General features: G+C 67.6%; 16 protein-coding genes. 7 read left to right on the forward strand and 9 right to left on the reverse strand.

Translation table 11 applies throughout. The features are described 5' to 3' along the window. Positions 1-128: 128 nt before the first annotated feature. Positions 129-1,142 (reverse strand): ribosome small subunit-dependent GTPase A, encoded by a 1,014-nt coding sequence (rsgA, locus tag LQF10_RS05840; RefSeq protein ID WP_231066545.1) that lies wholly within the window; start codon positions 1,140-1,142, stop codon positions 129-131. Next, entirely contained in the window at positions 1,142-2,482 is a 1,341-nt protein-coding gene (gene aroA / locus LQF10_RS05845; RefSeq protein ID WP_231066546.1) for a 3-phosphoshikimate 1-carboxyvinyltransferase, read from the reverse strand. Before aroA ends, rsgA begins: the two co-directional genes overlap by 1 nt. A 148-nt stretch (positions 2,483-2,630) precedes the next feature. On the opposite strand from aroA, the gene LQF10_RS05850 reads away from it, so the two are divergent. Beyond that, complete coding sequence (locus tag LQF10_RS05850) at positions 2,631-3,248, forward strand: thymidine kinase (RefSeq protein WP_231066547.1); 618 nt, start codon at positions 2,631-2,633, stop codon at positions 3,246-3,248. Between the two features lie 23 nt (positions 3,249-3,271). On the opposite strand, the gene LQF10_RS05855 is transcribed toward LQF10_RS05850, so the two are convergent. Further along, positions 3,272-3,841 (reverse strand): DoxX family protein, encoded by a 570-nt coding sequence (locus tag LQF10_RS05855; protein WP_231066548.1) that lies wholly within the window; start codon positions 3,839-3,841, stop codon positions 3,272-3,274. Between the two features lie 72 nt (positions 3,842-3,913). On the opposite strand from LQF10_RS05855, the gene LQF10_RS05860 reads away from it, so the two are divergent. Both LQF10_RS05860 and rsrA read left to right on the forward strand, forming a co-directional pair. After that, on the forward strand, positions 3,914-4,750 hold the full coding sequence (locus tag LQF10_RS05860) for a sigma-70 family RNA polymerase sigma factor (RefSeq protein ID WP_435531444.1): 837 nt from the start codon (positions 3,914-3,916) through the stop codon (positions 4,748-4,750). After that, a complete protein-coding gene (gene rsrA / locus LQF10_RS05865) occupies positions 4,747-5,010 on the forward strand; it encodes a mycothiol system anti-sigma-R factor (RefSeq protein WP_231066550.1) in 264 nt (87 codons plus the stop codon). The genes LQF10_RS05860 and rsrA overlap by 4 nt, the downstream gene beginning before the upstream one ends. Before the next feature lie 85 nt (positions 5,011-5,095). On the opposite strand, the gene LQF10_RS19525 is transcribed toward rsrA, so the two are convergent. Further along, positions 5,096-5,170, reverse strand: a complete 75-nt coding sequence (locus tag LQF10_RS19525; RefSeq protein ID WP_420853348.1) for a 50S ribosomal protein bL37 — start codon at positions 5,168-5,170, stop codon at positions 5,096-5,098. Positions 5,171-5,272: 102 nt separating this feature from the next. Here LQF10_RS19525 and LQF10_RS05870 point away from each other — a divergent pair, with 102 nt between their 5' ends. From LQF10_RS05870 to LQF10_RS05880, 3 genes are all read left to right on the forward strand, one after another. Continuing rightward, on the forward strand, positions 5,273-6,244 hold the full coding sequence (locus tag LQF10_RS05870) for a zinc-binding dehydrogenase (RefSeq protein ID WP_231066551.1): 972 nt from the start codon (positions 5,273-5,275) through the stop codon (positions 6,242-6,244). A gap of 97 nt (positions 6,245-6,341) precedes the next feature. Then, positions 6,342-7,889, forward strand: a complete 1,548-nt coding sequence (locus LQF10_RS05875; protein WP_231066552.1) for a sodium-dependent transporter — start codon at positions 6,342-6,344, stop codon at positions 7,887-7,889. Next, positions 7,889-8,044, forward strand: a complete 156-nt coding sequence (locus LQF10_RS05880; RefSeq protein ID WP_231066553.1) for a methionine/alanine import family NSS transporter small subunit — start codon at positions 7,889-7,891, stop codon at positions 8,042-8,044. The genes LQF10_RS05875 and LQF10_RS05880 overlap by 1 nt, the downstream gene beginning before the upstream one ends. Positions 8,045-8,207: 163 nt before the next feature. On the opposite strand, the gene LQF10_RS05885 is transcribed toward LQF10_RS05880, so the two are convergent. From LQF10_RS05885 to LQF10_RS05900, 4 genes are all read right to left on the reverse strand, one after another. Next, positions 8,208-8,819 carry a GDSL-type esterase/lipase family protein gene (locus tag LQF10_RS05885; protein WP_231066554.1) on the reverse strand — a complete coding sequence of 204 codons (612 nt, stop codon included), beginning with the start codon at positions 8,817-8,819 and terminating at the stop codon, positions 8,208-8,210. Further along, the gene (locus tag LQF10_RS05890) at positions 8,816-12,754 is read right to left on the reverse strand and encodes a multifunctional oxoglutarate decarboxylase/oxoglutarate dehydrogenase thiamine pyrophosphate-binding subunit/dihydrolipoyllysine-residue succinyltransferase subunit (RefSeq protein WP_231066555.1); all 3,939 of its coding nucleotides are present in this window, start codon (positions 12,752-12,754) and stop codon (positions 8,816-8,818) included. Before LQF10_RS05890 ends, LQF10_RS05885 begins: the two co-directional genes overlap by 4 nt. Positions 12,755-12,903: 149 nt before the next feature. Beyond that, positions 12,904-14,049 carry a HAMP domain-containing sensor histidine kinase gene (locus tag LQF10_RS05895; protein WP_231066556.1) on the reverse strand — a complete coding sequence of 382 codons (1,146 nt, stop codon included), beginning with the start codon at positions 14,047-14,049 and terminating at the stop codon, positions 12,904-12,906. Positions 14,050-14,088: 39 nt separating this feature from the next. Then, positions 14,089-14,835 (reverse strand): response regulator transcription factor, encoded by a 747-nt coding sequence (locus LQF10_RS05900; RefSeq protein ID WP_231066557.1) that lies wholly within the window; start codon positions 14,833-14,835, stop codon positions 14,089-14,091. A gap of 253 nt (positions 14,836-15,088) precedes the next feature. Between LQF10_RS05900 and LQF10_RS05905 the strand changes: the two genes are divergently transcribed. Continuing rightward, positions 15,089-16,447, forward strand: coding sequence for a peptidoglycan DD-metalloendopeptidase family protein (locus LQF10_RS05905; RefSeq protein ID WP_231066558.1), 1,359 nt, complete (start codon positions 15,089-15,091; stop codon positions 16,445-16,447). A 92-nt stretch (positions 16,448-16,539) separates the two neighbouring features. On the opposite strand, the gene LQF10_RS05910 is transcribed toward LQF10_RS05905, so the two are convergent. Continuing rightward, positions 16,540-17,454 (reverse strand): aldose 1-epimerase family protein, encoded by a 915-nt coding sequence (locus LQF10_RS05910; protein WP_231066559.1) that lies wholly within the window; start codon positions 17,452-17,454, stop codon positions 16,540-16,542. Positions 17,455-17,458 lie beyond the last annotated feature (4 nt).

The raw sequence follows: 17,458 nt of genomic DNA on the forward strand, positions 1-17,458 counted from the left end.
GACGGGTGGGAGCGGCCCAGGACGGGTGGGAGCGGGCCAGGACGGGTGGGTGCAGGCCCAGGACGGGTGGGTGCAGGCCCAGGACGGGTGGGTGCGGGCCAGGGCGGGAGGGGAGCGCGTGCGGAGGGTCAGTCGGTGGCCTGGCGGCTGGTGAGTAGCCGGCGAAACGAGTCCAGGCGGGCGCGGTCGGTATCGGAGCCGTGTTCCGCCCACGGATCGAGGGCACAGTCCGGGGCGTCGCCGGTGTGCGTACAGCCCCGCGGACACTCCGCTGCCACCGCGGCGAGGTCGGCGAATGCTGCCACGAACTGGTCGGGATCGACATGGGCGAGCCCGAAGGACCGAACGCCCGGGGTGTCGATGATCCACCCACCGGCTGGCAACGGCAGAGCGACCGCGGATGAACTGGTGTGGCGTCCCCGGCCGGTCACCACGTTCACATCGCCGGTCGCCCGATCCGCATCCGGCACCAGGGCATTCACCAGCGTAGATTTCCCGACGCCGGAGTGCCCCACCAGGACCGAGACCCGCCCTGTCAGGTGTTCGGCCACCGCCTCGACCCAAGCGGCGCTGTCCCGCTCGTGGCGGGTCGCCACCGACCGCACGTCCAAGGCTGCGTAACGGCGCGCGAAGTCATCCGCATAGGACTCGGTCACCAGATCAGCCTTGGTGAGTACCAGCAGCACCCCCATCCCGGCATCGAATGCGGCCACGAGGAACCGGTCGACCATCCGAGGGCGCGGCTCTGGATCTGCCAGTGCCGTGACGATCACGAGCTGGTCGGCGTTGGCGACGATTCCACGCTCAGTGGGGTCGGTATCATCGGCTGATCGTCGCAGCAACGTCTGCCGATCCTGCACCCGTACCACGCGCGCGAGCGTCCCTTCGGAGCCGGAGACATCCCCCACGAGATCCACCCGGTCTCCCACCACCACGGCCCCGCGCCCCAGTTCACGGGCCTTGATTGCCACGATCGAGGTGCCGGTGTCGGTGAGCACCTGGTAGCGCCCACGGTCGACCGCGGTGACGAACCCTGGTTTCGCGTCGGCGTGTTCGGGCCGCTGTTTCGTCCGTGGCCGCGACCCACGCCGATTCGGGCGAATCCGGACATCGGCCTCGGAGTACGCCTCGCGCCGGGCCATCAGCGCGCGCCGCCGCCGAGCATCGAGTGCCACATGCCGGTGAAGTTGGGCAGCGTCTTGGCCGTGGTGCCCACGTCCACCACGCCCACACCTGGCACCGCCAAGCCGATCATGGCGGCGAAGGTAGCCATTCGATGGTCGTGGTAGGTCTGCACCTGCGCCCCGTGCAGATCGCCGCCGCGGATCAGCAGCCCATCGTCGAGTTCCTCGGCGTATCCGCCGAGCCTGGTGATCTCGCTGACCAGCGCTGCGAGTCGATCGGTCTCATGCCCGCGCAGGTGCGCGATCCCGCGCAGCCGGGACTCACCAGGAGCCAGGGCCAGGAGGGCAGCGATCGTCGGGGCGAGCTCGCCGGCTGCGGTCAGGTCGAGGTCCACCGGCGTCACGGTGCCGGTCCCGCGGACGGTCAGGACGCCGTCGGACAGCTCCACTGCGGCCCCCAGCCGAGTGAGGATATCCGGGAGCAGCCCGCCGGGCTGGGTGGTCAGGGTGGGCCAGAAGGGCACCCGCACAGTGCCGCCCACAGCCAGTGCCGCGCCGAGGAACGGTGCGGCGTTGGACAGGTCCGGCTCGATCACCACATCGCCACCGGCGATCTCGCCTGGCTCCACCCGCCACTTCCCGGGTGCCACATCGTCCACGTCCACCCCACGCTCGCGCAGCACCGCGATCGTCATGTCGATGTGCGGCTGGCTGGGCAGCACCTCACCGATGTGATGCAACGTCAGCCCGAGTTCGAACCGCGGCGCTGCGAGCAGCAGACCGGACACGAACTGGGACGAGGTGGAGGCGTCCACGTCGACTTCGCCGCCGCGGACTCCGCCCGTGCCGTGCACCGTGACGGGCAGGTACTGCGGTGTATCGCTCGGGTCAGCCTGTGCGAGGTCATCACCGGCACTCACCCGCACACCGAGCGCGGCGATCCCACGCAACACCGGGCCCATCGGCCGCACGCGGGCGCCCGGGTCGCCGTCGAGGCGTACGGGCCCGTCGGCCAGCGCAGCCAACGGCGGGAGGAAACGCATCACCGTCCCCGCGAGCCCGCAGTCGATGTCGACACCCCCGCGCAGCGGCCCAGGGAACACCTCCAGCGTTGCGCCGTCGTCAGTGCTGGCGATCTGTGTGCCGAGGCTACGCAACGCACCGATCATCAGGTCAGCGTCCCTGGAGCGGAGCGCGCCGCGGATCGTAGTGGGTTCGGCGGCGAGGGCTGCCAGCGGCAGCGCGCGGTTCGTCAGAGATTTCGATCCGGGAACGACGACCGTCGCGTCGAGCGGGCGGTCGGGCGTCGGCGCGGACCAGACGTCCACGGAGTCACTGAGTGCAGGAGGAGTCGCCACGGGCTCCAGCCTACGGCGTCGCTCCGCGCCGCTCATCCCGTGCCGGCCCACCAGCTGTCGGCCCACCAGCGGTGGGGTCCAGTATCTGCCGGGCGAACAACTGGCGACGCTGGCTCGCTTACAGTGTTCCGCGGCGAAAGGACAGCGTGTGGCCAAGCTTTACTTCCGATACGGGGCGATGAACTCCGGCAAGTCCACCAGCCTCCTGCAGGCGGCGTTCAACTATGAGGAGCGTGGCCAGCGGGTGCTGCTGGCGAAGCCTGCGGTGGACACCAAGGGCGACGGGCAGATCATCTCCCGGCTCGGCCTCACCCGGCAGGTGGACTTCCTAGTTCCCCCGGATGCTTCGGTGCGTGAGTTGTTCGCTGCGCACGCCGCGGGCCGCGAACCGGGCACCCTGGATATCGATGTGCCGCCAGTGGCGTGCCTGCTGGTGGACGAGGCGCAGTTCTTCACAGGCCACCAGGTCGAAGACCTGTTCCGCATCGCTGTGGTCGATGGGGTCCCCGTGCTCGCCTACGGTATCCGTACCGATTTCCGTACCCGAGCGTTCGTCGGATCAGCGCGTCTCCTGGAGCTCGCGCACTCGCTGGAAGAGCTGAAGACCATCTGCCGGTGCGGACGCAAGGCGGTCCTGACCACCCGAACGGTCGGCGGCCAGGTGGTGCTGGACGGCGACCAGGTGGCTATCGACGATCAACGGCTCGCCTACGAGGCGCGGTGCGGCACCTGCTACCTGGAGGTCTCCGCAGACCGCCTCGGGTGAGCGGCTCGTGCGAGCGGGCGCCGTCAGGAAATTTTCGCCTGCACGGCGCGAATCCCCGACTTCAGCTCCGCCTTACCGGCCTTGATCTCGGCCTTGGCGATCCGCAGTTGGTCCTCGAGATCGGACTTGACGTCGGAGAGATCGGTGCGGTGCTCGCGCCAGTTCTGCACCTGCCACGCCATCGACGGCTTGCCCTGGCGATCCTGTGCGGCGAAGATCAGCCCGGCCATGACGGCACCACTGCGCATGAAGCCATTGAGCTTCTCGCGACGGTCCTCACCCTTGGCGCTCCAGAATGGGTAGCGGATGATTGTCCGCTTGAAGGCCACCACGGCCAATGTGCCCGCGGCCAGGCGCGGCGCCTTCCCTGTGGCGAGCAGCACACCGGCGCCCACGCTCACCCCGCCCATCAAGCGCACCATCGTGGCGCGCTTCTTCGGCAGCCAGGGCACCTTCTCGGAGACCTTGTCCAGGAGCGGTTCCCACGGTTCGAGGAGGGCGACGTGTTCATCCGCGTGCCGGATGGCGTCGATACCGTCCACCACGAAGACGGACGCGAGCAGAGGTCGGGCTAGAGCACGCACAGGATCCATGCCTCATTGCTACCGCAGATTGCGCGTTGGTGCGAGCCGATCGTCCGGATGTCGGTTCACGACCACCGCTGGATGGGCGTCAATGAGCAACCGGACAGGAATGTCCGAGGCGCCGACGGCGTTGGGCCAGTCGTGAGTGCAACGACCTTTCCCGCGGGCTCCCTGTCGCGACGACCGTCCTCTCGAGCGGACGGCCGTGCCCTCGCGCCGTCCTCGGGCGGCCCGGGTCGGTCCGGTCGCGATCGCGCGGTGATGCGCCGCAGCGCGCGCCCACTAGGCTCACAGGTGATGACTGACTTCAGCGAGCGCGCACCGCAGGCCGAGACCGCGGCCGAGCGGGAACGGCGATTCGAGGACGACGCGATGCCGTACCTCGACCAGCTCTATGGTGCGGCGCTGCGGATGACCCGCAATCCGGCCGACGCCGAGGATCTCGTGCAGGAAACCTTCGCGAAGGCGTTCGCCGCGTTCGCGCAGTACAAGCCGGGCACGAATCTGAAGGCATGGCTGTATCGGATCCTCACCAACACGTTCATCAACACGTACCGGAAGAAGCAGCGCACGCCGCTGCAGTCCGATGCGGATCAGGTGGAGGACTGGCAGATCCACCGGGCCGCATCGCACACCTCGACGGGCCTGCGTTCGGCGGAGACCGAGGCTCTGGACGCGTTGGGTAGCTCGGAGGTCAAGGACGCCCTCGCCCAGCTCGGCGAGGACTTCCGCCTCGCCGTCTACCTGGCCGATGTGGAGGGCTTCGCCTACAAGGAGATCGCCGAGATCATGGACACTCCGATTGGCACGGTGATGTCCCGGTTGCATCGCGGTCGCGCCCAGTTGCGCGAGCTGCTTGCCGAGCACGCCCGCTCGCTCGGGATGAAGGTCGGCGCTGACAAGGAAGTGCGTACATGAACACCGAACCCGGGCACGAATGTCATTGTGAAGAGGCGCTCGAGCACCTGTACGAGTACATCGATGCGGAGATGACCGAGCTGGAGCTCGATCGGCTGCGCGCCCATATCTCCGAATGCACCACGTGCCTGGAGGCCGTCAGCCGTGAGCAGGAAGTACGAGTGATCCTGCGCAAGTCCTGCGTGGAGGTGGCTCCCGACGAATTGCGGATGCGGGTGCGTACTCAGCTCACGCTGCTGCGGGAGAGTCGCCGCGGCTGAGCGACCCCGCGCGCGAGGGCGAACGACAGCGCCGGGACCACCTCATGGTGGGCCCGGCGCTGTCTGCGTCAGAGTTCCTGAGGATTCAGGAGTTAGGGCGCTTGCCGTGGTTGGCGGCGCCGTGACGGCGTGCCTTGCGCTTGCGTCCGCGCTTGCTCATCGCAGCTCCTTCGTGCTGGGTGGTCAGGGCCGTCGCCTATGATCCCACATCTGCAGCAGCGCTCGGAGCGCGGCGCCGGTCAATGCCTCGTAGTCTGGCCGGATGCGCGCCGTCTACGCCGCCAGCCAGGACGCTGCTGACCCGCTGAGCGGACTTGAGGTGGGCGAACTGCCCGAAACCTCGCAGCCGCCGGGGTGGATCCCGGTCCAGGTGCAGGCTGCCGCGTTGAACCACCACGACCTGTGGAGCCTCCGCGGGGTGGGGTTACGCAGCGAGCAACTGCCGATGATCCTCGGCACTGATGCTGTCGGTGTAGACCCCGACGGCCGGCGGGTACTCGTGCACGCCGTCATCAACGCGCCGGACTGGCTGGGGGAGGAGACCCTGGACCCTCGCCGCACGCTGCTCTCGGAGCTGCATCCGGGTACGCTCGCCGACCGGGTCTGGGTCCCGGCTCGCAATGTCCTGCCGGTGCCGCGCTCGCTTTCCATGGCTGAGGCCGCGTGCCTGCCGACGGCGTACCTCACCGCCTTCCGGATGGTGGTGCACGAGGCGCAGGTGCGCCCCGGGCAGCGGGTACTTGTGCAGGGAGCCGGAGGAGGGGTGGCGACGGCGGCCGCCCAGCTGGCGCGCGCGGCCGGCGCCCACGTCGTGGTCACCTCCCGCAGCGAGTCCAAGCTGGAGCGTGCCCGCGCACTCGGTGCGCAGGAGGTGGTGCCGACCGGGACCCGGATCGCACCGGTGGATGTGGTCATCGAGACCGTGGGGGAGGCCACCTGGCAGCACTCGCTGCGCTCACTACGGCCCGGCGGTGTGGTCGTGGTCGCAGGAGCCACGAGCGGTCCGGCGCCGTCGGCCGACCTGAACCGGGTCTTCTTTCGCAGCCTGCGGATCGTGGGCAGCACCATGGGTACTGCCGCCCAGCTCGCTGAGCTGGTGGCGATGGTCGAGGCGACCGGAGTGCGGCCGGTGATCGACTCTGAGTACCAGTTCGCTGACGACACCGGCGTACGGGCCGCGTTCGATCGCCTCGCATCCGGGAAGGGCTTCGGAAAAGTCGTGGTGACAAACTGAGCGGATTCGCGTGCCTTCAGGGCGCGTTGTCGGTACGGTGTGGGGCACATCACACCAGCGACGACCCGGGTGAGAGACGCCGGATGAGGGGCTGAGCATGAGCGAGAGACAACAGTTCAAAGGGCGGCGAGCCTTCATCTTCGCCGCCATCGGGTCCGCAGTGGGACTCGGGAACATCTGGCGGTTCCCCTACGTGGCCTACGACGGCGGTGGCGGTGCGTTCATCCTCCCGTACCTGGTGGCGCTGCTCACGGCGGGTGTGCCGTTGCTGTTCATGTACTACGCGATCGGGCACAAATACCGTGGCTCGGCGCCGCTGAGCTGGCGAAGGCTCGGTGGCGGCGCTGAGGCGATCGGCTGGTGGCAGGTCGGCATCTCGTTCGTGATCGCCGTCTACTACGCGGTGATCATTGCCTGGGCGGTTCGATACGTGGGGTTCTCCGCGACTCAGGCCTGGGGCGATGACGCCGCTGGGTTCCTGGTGGGGGACTTCCTGCAGCAGGCTGAGGGCGACGCCGCGTTCGAGGTCGGGGTCAATATGGTGCCGGGCGTCGCGATCCCGCTGGTGCTGGTCTGGGTGTTCGCCCTCCTGGTGCACTGGCGAGGCATCCAGGGTGGTATCGCACGGATCTCGATGATCTTCATCCCGGTGCTGGTCGGCATCTTCCTGCTCCTGATGATCTGGTCGCTGACGTTGCCCGGTGCGTTCGACGGACTGAACGCCCTCTTCACTCCGGATTGGTCGGCGCTGACCGATTCCAACGTGTGGGTGGCGGCGTATGGCCAGATCTTCTTCTCCCTCTCCATCGGGTTCGGCATCATGATCACCTACGCCGCCCACCTGAAGAGGAAGACGAACCTCACCGGATCCGGCCTGACGGTTGCCTTCTCCAACTCCGGATTCGAGTTGCTGGCCGGCGTCGCCGTGTTCGCCACGCTCGGATTCATGGCGCAGGCAGCCGGTGTGGGAGTGAGCGAGGTGGCCGGTGCTGGCATCGGGCTGGCTTTCATCGCCTTCCCCACCATGCTGTCCACGATGCCCGGTGGTGCCATCTTCGGGATGCTGTTCTTCCTGGCTCTGGTACTCGCCGGTATCACCTCATTGGTCAGCATCGTCGAGGTGGTGCTGACCGCCGTCGAGGACAAGTTCGGAGTCAGCCGGAACGCTGCGGTCTTCGGCTTCGGAGGCCTGATGGCGATCATCTCGATCGTGCTGTTCCCCACCACCACCGGCTTGAATCTGCTCGACGTGGTCGATGCGTTCGCGAACAACTTCGGCATTGTGGGCGCCGGGTTGGTCTCTGTGCTCACTCTCGCCTGGGGGCTGCGCAAACTGCGTACTCTCGGCGACCACCTCAACGAGGTGTCCTCGTTCAAGGTCGGCATGATCTGGAAAGTGATGGTCGGTCTGGTGACACCGATCATCCTCGGCTTCATGTTCGTCTCCGAGATCGTCAGCCGGATTCAGGATGGGTACGGTGACCCGCCGATGCCGTCCGGGTACGTCGCCATCTTCGGTTGGGGTTCTGCGATTGCGCTCATCGTCATCGCCGTCATCCTGACGCTAATCCCCTGGCGTCCGGGTGTCGTCGACGCACCGTTGGATCACGAGGAGAGCGCTGAGCTCCCCGGGAAGGAGGCGTGATGGACCCGAGTGCCGTAATCATGATGATCATCGCCCTGGGACTCGTCTGGGGGGCGCTAGCAGCGTCGCTGGTTCACCTGCGAAAGCACCCTGAGGAGCCCGACACCTACGACGTTGATGGCGACGGCAAGCCCGACACACCGCCGTCGACCTGACGCCGCAGCACCTCGCGGTTCGCTCATCCGGCCGGGGTTCCCGGCCTCTCGCGAGCGAACCGCGAGGGTGCGCATTGAGCGCTTCGCCAGGACACATCGACCAAGCGATCGCGGTCCCTGAGGCCGGTCGTGCCACTTGGGCACGCGGGGTTCTACGCGGGCGTCAGTCGTCCTGGGGGATGTCCAGCCAGTCGTGCCAGCCGTTGTGCAGGATCAGCCAGGTGAGCAGGCCGTAGCCCGCCTGCTCCGGGTGAGTCCCACCCGTCGAGGCGAGATCGGCGAGCCACTGCTCGTGGTTGGCCAGCGGGGAGTATGTCTCCACGTACGGCACCCGGCGTCTACTGCACACATCCGAGAATGCCGTGGAGAGTTCCGCCAGCGCCGCACCGTCGGTGTCCGTACGCGGCGGGGGGCCGAGCACGAAAGCCGGAATCTGCCGCGCTGCAGCGTCATCCAGCACGTTCGCAAGGTTGAGCCGACTGCGCGCCAAGGAGAGGCCATGGCGCAGGTCGGCCGAGCCGGGCGCCACCACGAGACGATTCTCGCCCGCTCCGAACCGCCGATTGCACTCGCTCTCCCACCGGGCAGAGAGTGCGGTGGTGGTCTCATCCGGGACGGCGAGCGGGTAGTACTCGAGCACATCCTCACTCCGAGTCCGAGCGGCCACCCGCCCGGTCCACCCCAGACCGCGCGCGTCCCCGATTCCGGCGACGAGCTCGTCGCCGACCACGCAGATCCGCCGCCGGCCGGTGCGCTCCGCGGCGTGGGCGCTCACCGTGCGAACGCCTCCTCCAGGAGCGCAGCCTGCTCGGCCTGGTGGACCTTCGCCGTCCCCGCGGACGGAGCGGCCGAGGCAGGCCGGGAGATCACCCGCATCCCGCGCTTGGCCACCACCGGAACATACGCCGGTAGTCGCGTGATCAGGTAGGTCCACGCACCCTGATTGCGTGGCTCATCCTGCACCCAGACGAACTCGGCGTTCTCATACCGGCCCAGCTCTGCGGCGATGGCGTCAGCATCGAGCGGATAGAGCTGCTCGATCCGAACCAGTGCCGTCGAGGTGTCCTCTCGCTTTGTGCGTTCGGCCAGCAGGTCGTAGTAGACGCGGCCGCTGCACAGCAGCACGCGGTCGACTCCGGCCGGGTCCACAGTCGAATCCCCGATCACCGGCTGGAACGTGCCCGAAGCGAAGTCCTCGATCGTGCTGGTGGCCGCCTTGAGCCGGAGGAGCTGCTTGGGTGTGAAGACCACCAAGGGCCGGCGCGGGCGCTGGTAGGCCTGGCGCCGGAGCAAGTGGAAGTAGTTCGCAGGCGTGGAAGGTTCGGCAACGATCATGTTGTCCTCGGCGGAGAGCTGCAGGAAGCGCTCCTTACGTGCCGAGGAGTGGTCCGGCCCCTGACCCTCATAGCCGTGCGGCAACAGCAGCACCACCGACGAACTCTGGCCCCACTTCTGCTCGGCCGCAGAGATGAACTCATCGATCACGATCTGGGCGCCGTTGACGAAATCGCCGAACTGAGCCTCCCAGAGCACCAGGGCGTCCGGTCGCTCCACCGAGTAGCCGTACTCGAACGCGAGGCAGGCGTACTCACTGAGCGAGGAGTCGTACACCCAGAACTTCGCCTGATCGGGCGTGAGGTACATCAGCGGCGTCCACTCGGCGCCGTTCAAGCGGTCGTGCATCACCGCATGGCGCTGCACGAAGGTGCCGCGCCGGGAGTCCTGACCGGTCAGTCGTACCGGGGTGCCCTCCATCAGCAGGCTGCCGAAGGCGAGTATCTCCCCGAAGGCCCAGTCCACGGCGCCGTCGGTGGACATCTGGGCGCGCTTTTCCAGCAGTTGATTGAGTTTCGGGTGCACGTTGAAACCCTCGGGCGGGCGGGTGTGCGCAGACCCGATGTGCTCGAGCACCTTGCCGGGGACGGCCGTCTGCCACCCGATGATGACTCCGGCGTCCTCCATCTGGGACTCCGGGCGTTCGAGGCCGGCCACCTGAGTCTCGGAGGACTGCGCACCGTTGCTGCTCCGGGCTTCGGTGAAGACGCGCTCCAGCTCGGACTTGTAGTGCTGCAGTGCTTCCTCGGCCTCGTCCTCGGTGAGATCGCCGCGACCCACCAGGGCCTCGGTGTAGAGCTTGCGTACGCTGCGCTTCTTCTCGATGAGGGAGTACATCACCGGCTGGGTCATCGACGGATCGTCACCCTCGTTGTGCCCGCGTCGGCGATAGCACACCATGTCGATGATGACGTCCTTGTTGAACTCCTGCCGATAGTCGAAAGCCAGTTCGGCCACGCGGGCCACTGCCTCCGGATCGTCCCCGTTCACGTGGAAGATCGGCACCTGAAGGCCCTTGGCCACATCGGTGGAGTAGAGCGTGGACCGCGAGGCCGAGGCTCCGGTGGTGAAGCCCACCTGGTTGTTGATGAGCACGTGCACCGTCCCGCCGGTGCGGTAGCCACGAAGCTGGGAGAGTTGCAAGGTCTCGGTCACCACACCCTGGCCCGCGAAGGCGGCGTCGCCGTGGATCAGCAACGGGAGCACGGAGAACCCGGCCCCGCCCAGGTCGATGCGGTCCTGCTTGGCTCGCGCCACCCCCTCAAGCACACCGTTCACGGCTTCCAGGTGCGAGGGGTTCGCAGCGAGGTACACCTTCGTGGTGGACCCGGTGGAGGCGGTGAAGGTGCCTTCGGTGCCCAGGTGGTACTTCACATCACCGGAGCCCTGGACGGTGCGTGGATCCTGGTTGCCTTCGAACTCGGCGAAGATCTGCGCGTAGGACTTCCCGGCGATGTTCGCGAGGACGTTCAGGCGGCCGCGGTGCGGCATCCCGATGCTCACCTCGTCCAAGGACTCTTCGGCTGCGCGTTCAAGCACCCGGTCCAACAACGGGATCAGTGATTCGCCACCTTCCAGGCTGAACCGCTTCTGCCCCACGAACTTCGTCTGCAGGAACGTCTCGAACGCTTCGGCGGCGTTCAGGGTGCGAAGGATCCGCTTCTGCTCCTCCACATCCGGCTTTGCCCAGCCGGACTCCAGCCGCTGCTGGAACCAGCGTCGCTGTGCACCATCATGCAGGTGCATGTATTCGGCGCCGATGGTGCGGCAATAGGAGTTGCGCAGCAATCCGAGGATGTCGCGCAGCAACATCTTGGACTTGCCACCGAAGCCGCCGGTAGGGAAGGTACGGTCCAGGTCCCACAACGTGAGCTGATGGTTCTGCACGTCCAGGTCGGGGTGCTTGCGTTGCCGGTATGCGAGCGGGTCGGTATCGGCCAGCAGGTGGCCGCGCGAGCGGTAGGCGTGAATCAACTCGGCAATCCGTGCCGGCTTGCCGAGGTCGTCCTCGCTGTCGGAGTAGACATCGGTGGTCCACCGGACCGGCTCATACGGCACCCGCAGGGCTGCGAACACCCGATCGTAGAAGCCGTCCTCACCGATCAACTTGCTGTGCACGATCCGGAGGAAGTCACCCGACTGGGCGCCCTGGATGATCCGGTGATCGTAGGTGGAGGTCAGCGTGAGGATCTTCGAGATTCCCAGCTTGGAGAGAGTCTCGGCAGCGGCGCCCTGATACTCGGCCGGGTAGTTCATCGCCCCGACACCGATGATGGTGCCCTGGCCCTCCATCAGGCGAGGTACCGAGTGGACCGTGCCGATCGTGCCCGGGTTGGTCAACGTGATCGTGGTCCCGGTGAAGTCGTCCACGGTGAGCTTGTTGTTGCGCGCCTTGCCCACCACCTCCTCGTACCCTCGCCAGAATTCCGCGAAGTCCATCGACTCCGCACCCTTGATCGAGGGCACCAGCAGTTGCCGGGTGCCATCCGGCTTGGCCAGGTCGATCGCGAGACCAAAGTTCACATGGGCGGGTCGCACCTGCCCGGGCTTGCCGTCAACCTCGCGGTAGCCGGCATTCATCTCGGGCATGTCGCCAAGGGCTTCCACCACGGCGAAGCCGATCAGGTGGGTGAAGGACACTTTGCCCCCGCGGCTACGGCGCAGGTGGTTGTTCAGCACGATCCGGTTGTCGACCATGAGCTTCGCGGGCACTGTACGCACGCTGGTCGCCGTCGGAACACCGAGGCTGGCCTCCATGTTGGTGACGACGCGAGCGGCTGGTCCGCGCAACTTCACCACTTCGTCATCGCCCCCGGCGTCACGGGGGCCACCCCCGGTGATCGAGCGCGTGTACGCGGCCGTCGGAGCCTCTGCTGTGGCCATCGGGGGCTCAGGCGGCACATCGCCCTGCACGTTCAGCGACGGCGGCGTGGTGTCATTCGCCTGCGCGGTGGTCGCCGGGGCAGGCTCGACGGGCTTGGCCGGCACAACGGCCGGTCGGCTCGGCGGCGTCGCCTTCGGTGCGGTCGGGGCCTCGATCGCTGGAGTCCGGGGCGCCTGGCTGCCGCTCGGTGCGGCTCGCTTCGCCTGTTCTGCCTGTGCCTCGGGCGTGACGGGCGTCGACTCGACCGGCTGCGACGGTGGCGCAGGTGATGCAGTCGAATCGGTGCTCTCACCGTAGGAGTCAGGACTCACCTCGCGCGGTGAGTACGACTCGAAGAAGTCCCACCAGGCAGGATCCACCTGCGATTTGTCCTCGCGGTACTGGGCGTACATCTCCTCGATGAGCCACTCGTTCCCGCCGAAGGTCGCCGATGCTGACGTGTCGTCGTGGGGTGCCTGCTGGGACACTCGGGGATCGCCCTCTTTCACCATGGTGCGCGTATGGATGTGTGAGGTCCAGCCTAGGTGACACACGCGGTGCTTGGCGCATCTTGGCGGCCGTGATTCCGCGATTCGGTCGGGGTTGGGTCCTCGCAGGGGGGCGGATCAAAGAGGGGGTCAACACCCGGTCAGGGCGACCCTCACGCATCCCCTTGGGACGGTCTGGCCGCATCGCGCACAGAGCCGGCGCCAGGAAGCGTCACTCGGATCATCGCGCCCGAGCCGTGGGGCGGGTCGGCCACCGCGATCGTGCCGCCGTGCAGAGTCACCGCCCACCGGGCAATTGCGAGCCCCAGTCCGGTGCCGCCGGTACTTTGCCCGCCGCGCTGACCTGGGGCGTTCCCCCGTTCGAAACGTTCGAACACCTTCTGACGATCCGCCACCGGAATACCGGGTCCCTCGTCGAGTACCTCGATCACCACGGTCGATCGGCTCGGTTCGGCTCGGCCGGTGAGCCAGATCGTGCCGCCGCGCGGGGAATGCCGGGAAGCGTTCTGCAGGAGATTGGAGATCACCTGGCGCAACCGTTCCTCGTCAGCACGAAGATGCAGACCCTCCGGAGTGGTGCTGACCTCCCAGTTCAAGTCACGGCCAGTCTCGTCGGCGGCGTGCCGCGCTTGGGTGACGACGTCCCTGAGGAATGGTCCGACGGCGACATCGGCGAGGTCGAGGTCCGCGGCGCCGGCCTCGAGCCGGGAGAGGTCGAGAAGGTAGCTGATCAGCCGGGACAAGCGCTCCACCTGAGTCAGCGCCGCCTCCAGCTCCTTCGGATCGGGATCGACCACGCCGTCTGCCAGGTTCTCCAGTTGCGCGCGCAGGGCGGCCACCGGTGTGCGCAACTCGTGCGAGACGTTGGCCACCATCTCCCGTCGTTGGGTGTCCAGTGTGTCCAGGTCCTGCGCCATGGAGTTGAAGGCTGCCGCCAGCTGCCCCACCTCGTCCTGACTGTCCGTATGCACCTGCTGGCTGTAGTCCCCGCGCGCCATCGCACCCGCGGCGGCGGTCATCTCCCGCAGTGGCCGAGTCATCCCCCGAGCGAGGATCTGGGTGAGGACGAGCGAGCACACGAGCGCCACCGGGAACGTGCGGAGCACGCCGAAGTCGAATCTGTCACCGATCCAGGTCACCAGGGTGAACAGGGCCACCGTGGCTCCGATGATCACGATGAGCTTCATCTTGATCGAGCGCACCGGGTCCAGCGGCCGGAAATCGCCGTAGAGCCCGTCGATCCGATCGCGCCAGTTGACGGCGGTGCGTGCGTGACGCAGGTGGCGCCGGCTCCTCATCGGATCACCTCGATGACGCTCACGATCGGGGATCGGCGCTCAGTGCGCACCGGGTTCAGGATTGGGCTCAAGTGCGTAGCCCACGCCGTGCACCGTGCGGATCAGGTCAGAGCCGAGCTTGCGTCGAAGCGCCTTCACGTGCGAATCGACCGTCCGGGTCCCCGAGGCGTCGGCCCAGTCCCACACCTCGGCGAGCAAGCGCTCACGCGAGAGCACGGTCTTCGGGCTCTGGGCGAGGCAGACCAGGAGGTCGAACTCGGTGGGCGTCAGGTGGGCCTCGTCGTCGGCCCGGCTCACACGGCGAGCCGCCCGATCGATCACGAGGTCACCGAGGGTCAGCGGTGTGCTTCCCGATTCTGTCACCGGTGCCTGCCGGGCGCGCTCCACGCGGCGCAGCAGCACCTTCAGTCGAGCGAGAAGTTCGCGCATGGAGAACGGCTTGGTCATGTAGTCGTCCGCGCCCACGCCGAGTCCGATGATCATGTCGGTCTCGTCGTCGCGCGCGGTCAACATCAGGATCGGCGGTGCCGCTGTACCTGCTCCGGCATGGGCTGCCTGAATCCGCCGGCACACTTCCAAACCATCGATCCCGGGCAACATCACATCGAGCACGATGAGGTCCGGATGCAGTGCCTCGGCGGCTCGCACCCCGTCGAGGCCGTCTGAAGCGGTGTGCGGCACCCAGCCCTCGGCCTCGAGTCGGCGGGCGATCTGCGTGGCGATCTCCGGTTCGTCCTCCACGACGAGGACGACGGTCGATGCAGATCCTGGTGCTGCGGCAGGCATGACGACACTGTCCCACATCCCGGCCGGGAGGGCGGGTTCCGATCGGCGCGCAACACGCCGAGGTGGGGCTGCTCACGTTGGTGGACTGTGCGCACCAGTTCCGTTACGCTTTTGTGATCCGGTGAGTTGTGCCATTCAGCAGCAACGGTCGAACTACACTGGAGCGAATCATCCCACCACGTCACAGCATCGGTGTGTCGCGTCCTCTCCGCGATGCGCCGACCGTCATGTCCGTCCCCTGCCCGGAGGTTGTGTGAGTTCGCAGCGTATGTCGACCGCTGACGCACTCCCGACCCGGCGCCAACTGCGGGAGGCCGCTCGCCGCGGTGACGTCACTGGCGGTGGACCGCCGGCCTCCGGACGGGTCGAAGCAGCGCCAGCGAAGACGCCCCGCCCGCTCACCCGCCGGGAGTTGCGGGCACGCGAGCGGGCTCGGATGACGGCAGAGGCTGATGGCAGCCCGGTCGCCGGCGTTCGGCCGGCGAAGGTTGCCGAGGAGTCCAACGACGCGCCTGGCCGATTGATCGCCGCCCTGGCGTTGCCGGCCTCGGACGGACCGGCAGCGGATATGCGTGCCGAGTTGCCCGCAGCCCCGCCCGCCACTGCGGAGCTGACCGCTGCACCGGAACACGACGCCGGACCAGCGGCCATCGCCGCTGCCTCCACAGAGCCGGTCGTTGACGCCACTGCCACTGCCACTGCCACTGCCACGCCGTCGGCGGTTGCGGACGTGCCGGCAACTCCGGCCCCGTCCACGGCGAAGGCGCGTGTCGCGGCGTTGCCCACGAGAGCTGTGCGGTCGGCGCGGTCGAACCATCGCTGGCTCCCGCGACTTGCCGTGCTGGGCGCGCTCGGCGCGCTGACCACGGTGATTCCGCTGACCGGAGCCGCGCAGCCGACGTCCTCCACTGACCTGGCGACTGGCCATCCGGTGGCCGAGTCGAGCGCGTTCGACGTGCTCGCGTCCGGCGGTAGCCCTGTGTCAACCGACGCCTCCGCCGCGCTGGCCGCCGACCCGCTCGCGTCGCTGCGTTCGCTCGCCTCGGCGAGCCGGAGTACTGCTGATCGCGCACCCACCTCCTGTGGATCGAGCCCGGTCGAGGCCAACGGTGTGCTGGCCTCGGAGGTCGAAGCCACCGCTCCGGACATCGTGCAGCCGTTGGCTGAAGGCGCGTACAACCTCACCTCTCGCTACGGCTACCGCGTGCACCCCATCTTCGGCTCCCGCAGCATGCACACCGGACTGGACATGTCCGCTGCTGCGGGCACGCCGATCCACGCCGTCGCCGAGGGCACGGTCACCTACGCGGGCACGGGCAAGGACGGGCGCAGCAGCATGCTCGTCATCGTCGAGCACGAGGTGAATGGTGAACGTTTCTGGACCTGGTATGTACACATGTATCCGAACGGGGTCTACGTGCAGGCCGGCCAGAAGGTGACGGCGGGTGAGGTGATCGGCGCCGTCGGTTCTTACGGCAACTCCACCGGTCCGCATCTGCACCTCGAAGTGCACGTGGATGAAGCGCTCACCACGGTGGATCCGCAGACGTGGCTCGCTGAGCATGCTGCTGTGCCGCTGACGTCGGAAACCCTTCAGTGCACCCAGGGCTGACCACCCGAGGCTAGCGCTGACCATCCGCGGCTAGCCCGATGGCCGTGCTACTGGCCGGATCCGGGTCCTCGCCATTCCCGGCGCGACAACACTCAGGTGAGTGCCAGGCCCCAGGTGACTGTGTGGCTCGCTCCAGGAGCGAGGCGGATCAGGTCAGTGCCGGTACGGAATGCGTCCGCCACGCAGCTCATCGGTTCGGCCGCCAAGCCGGTCCGCCGCGCGGCCACCGCCGCCACCTGGTCGCCGGTGCACAGCTGCCAGCAGGTCATCGACCGGTCCATCCACACCGCCGCCGTTCGACCGTCCGAGCCACGCAGTCGTAGCCAGGAGATCCCGTCCTCGTCATAGGTGGCACCGACGAATGCGTCATCCAAGGCGGTGCTGCCCAGGACGCGTGGTTCGCGGAAGTCGAACTCAGCGGGCAGGTCTGCCACGCCGGTGGGCAGGAGGCGCTCATCGGTGGGGACCCATCGGGTGGCATCGAGCTGTAATACCGCCTCGTCCAGGGACCCGGGGCCGGGGGAGAGCCAGGGATGGAAGCCCACTCCATAGGGGGCGTCGACAGCAGAGGTGTTGGTCGCCGTCGTGGTGATTCGCAAACCCTCGGCAGTGAGCGCGTAACGCACGCTCACGATGAGCGCGAACGGGTAGCCCGGCGTCGGCGGCAGATCGATGCCGAGTTCGACGGTATCGGTGGTGTGCTCACGGATTCCCCATCGTTGCCAGGAGGCGAGACCATGCAGCGCGGTGCCACGCGCCGGTTCGGTCAGTGGCAGCTGGTACTCCACACCGTCCCAGGAGTACTGTCCGTCGCGGATCCGGTTCGGCCACGGGACGAGAACGGCCCCGTTCGAGGCAGGGGGGAGCTCATCCGGGGCGAACGGGACGACCACGTCTCGCGTGCCCACACGGAACTCGCGCAGATGTGCGCCCACCTCCGTGATGGTGGCGACGGCGCCCGCGTGGGCGATCTGGAACTGTTGACCTGTCGCATGAGTGAGTGGCACGCCT

The sequence above is a fragment of the Ruania halotolerans genome (assembly GCF_021049285.1).
Classification (GTDB): domain Bacteria; phylum Actinomycetota; class Actinomycetes; order Actinomycetales; family Beutenbergiaceae; genus Ruania; species Ruania halotolerans.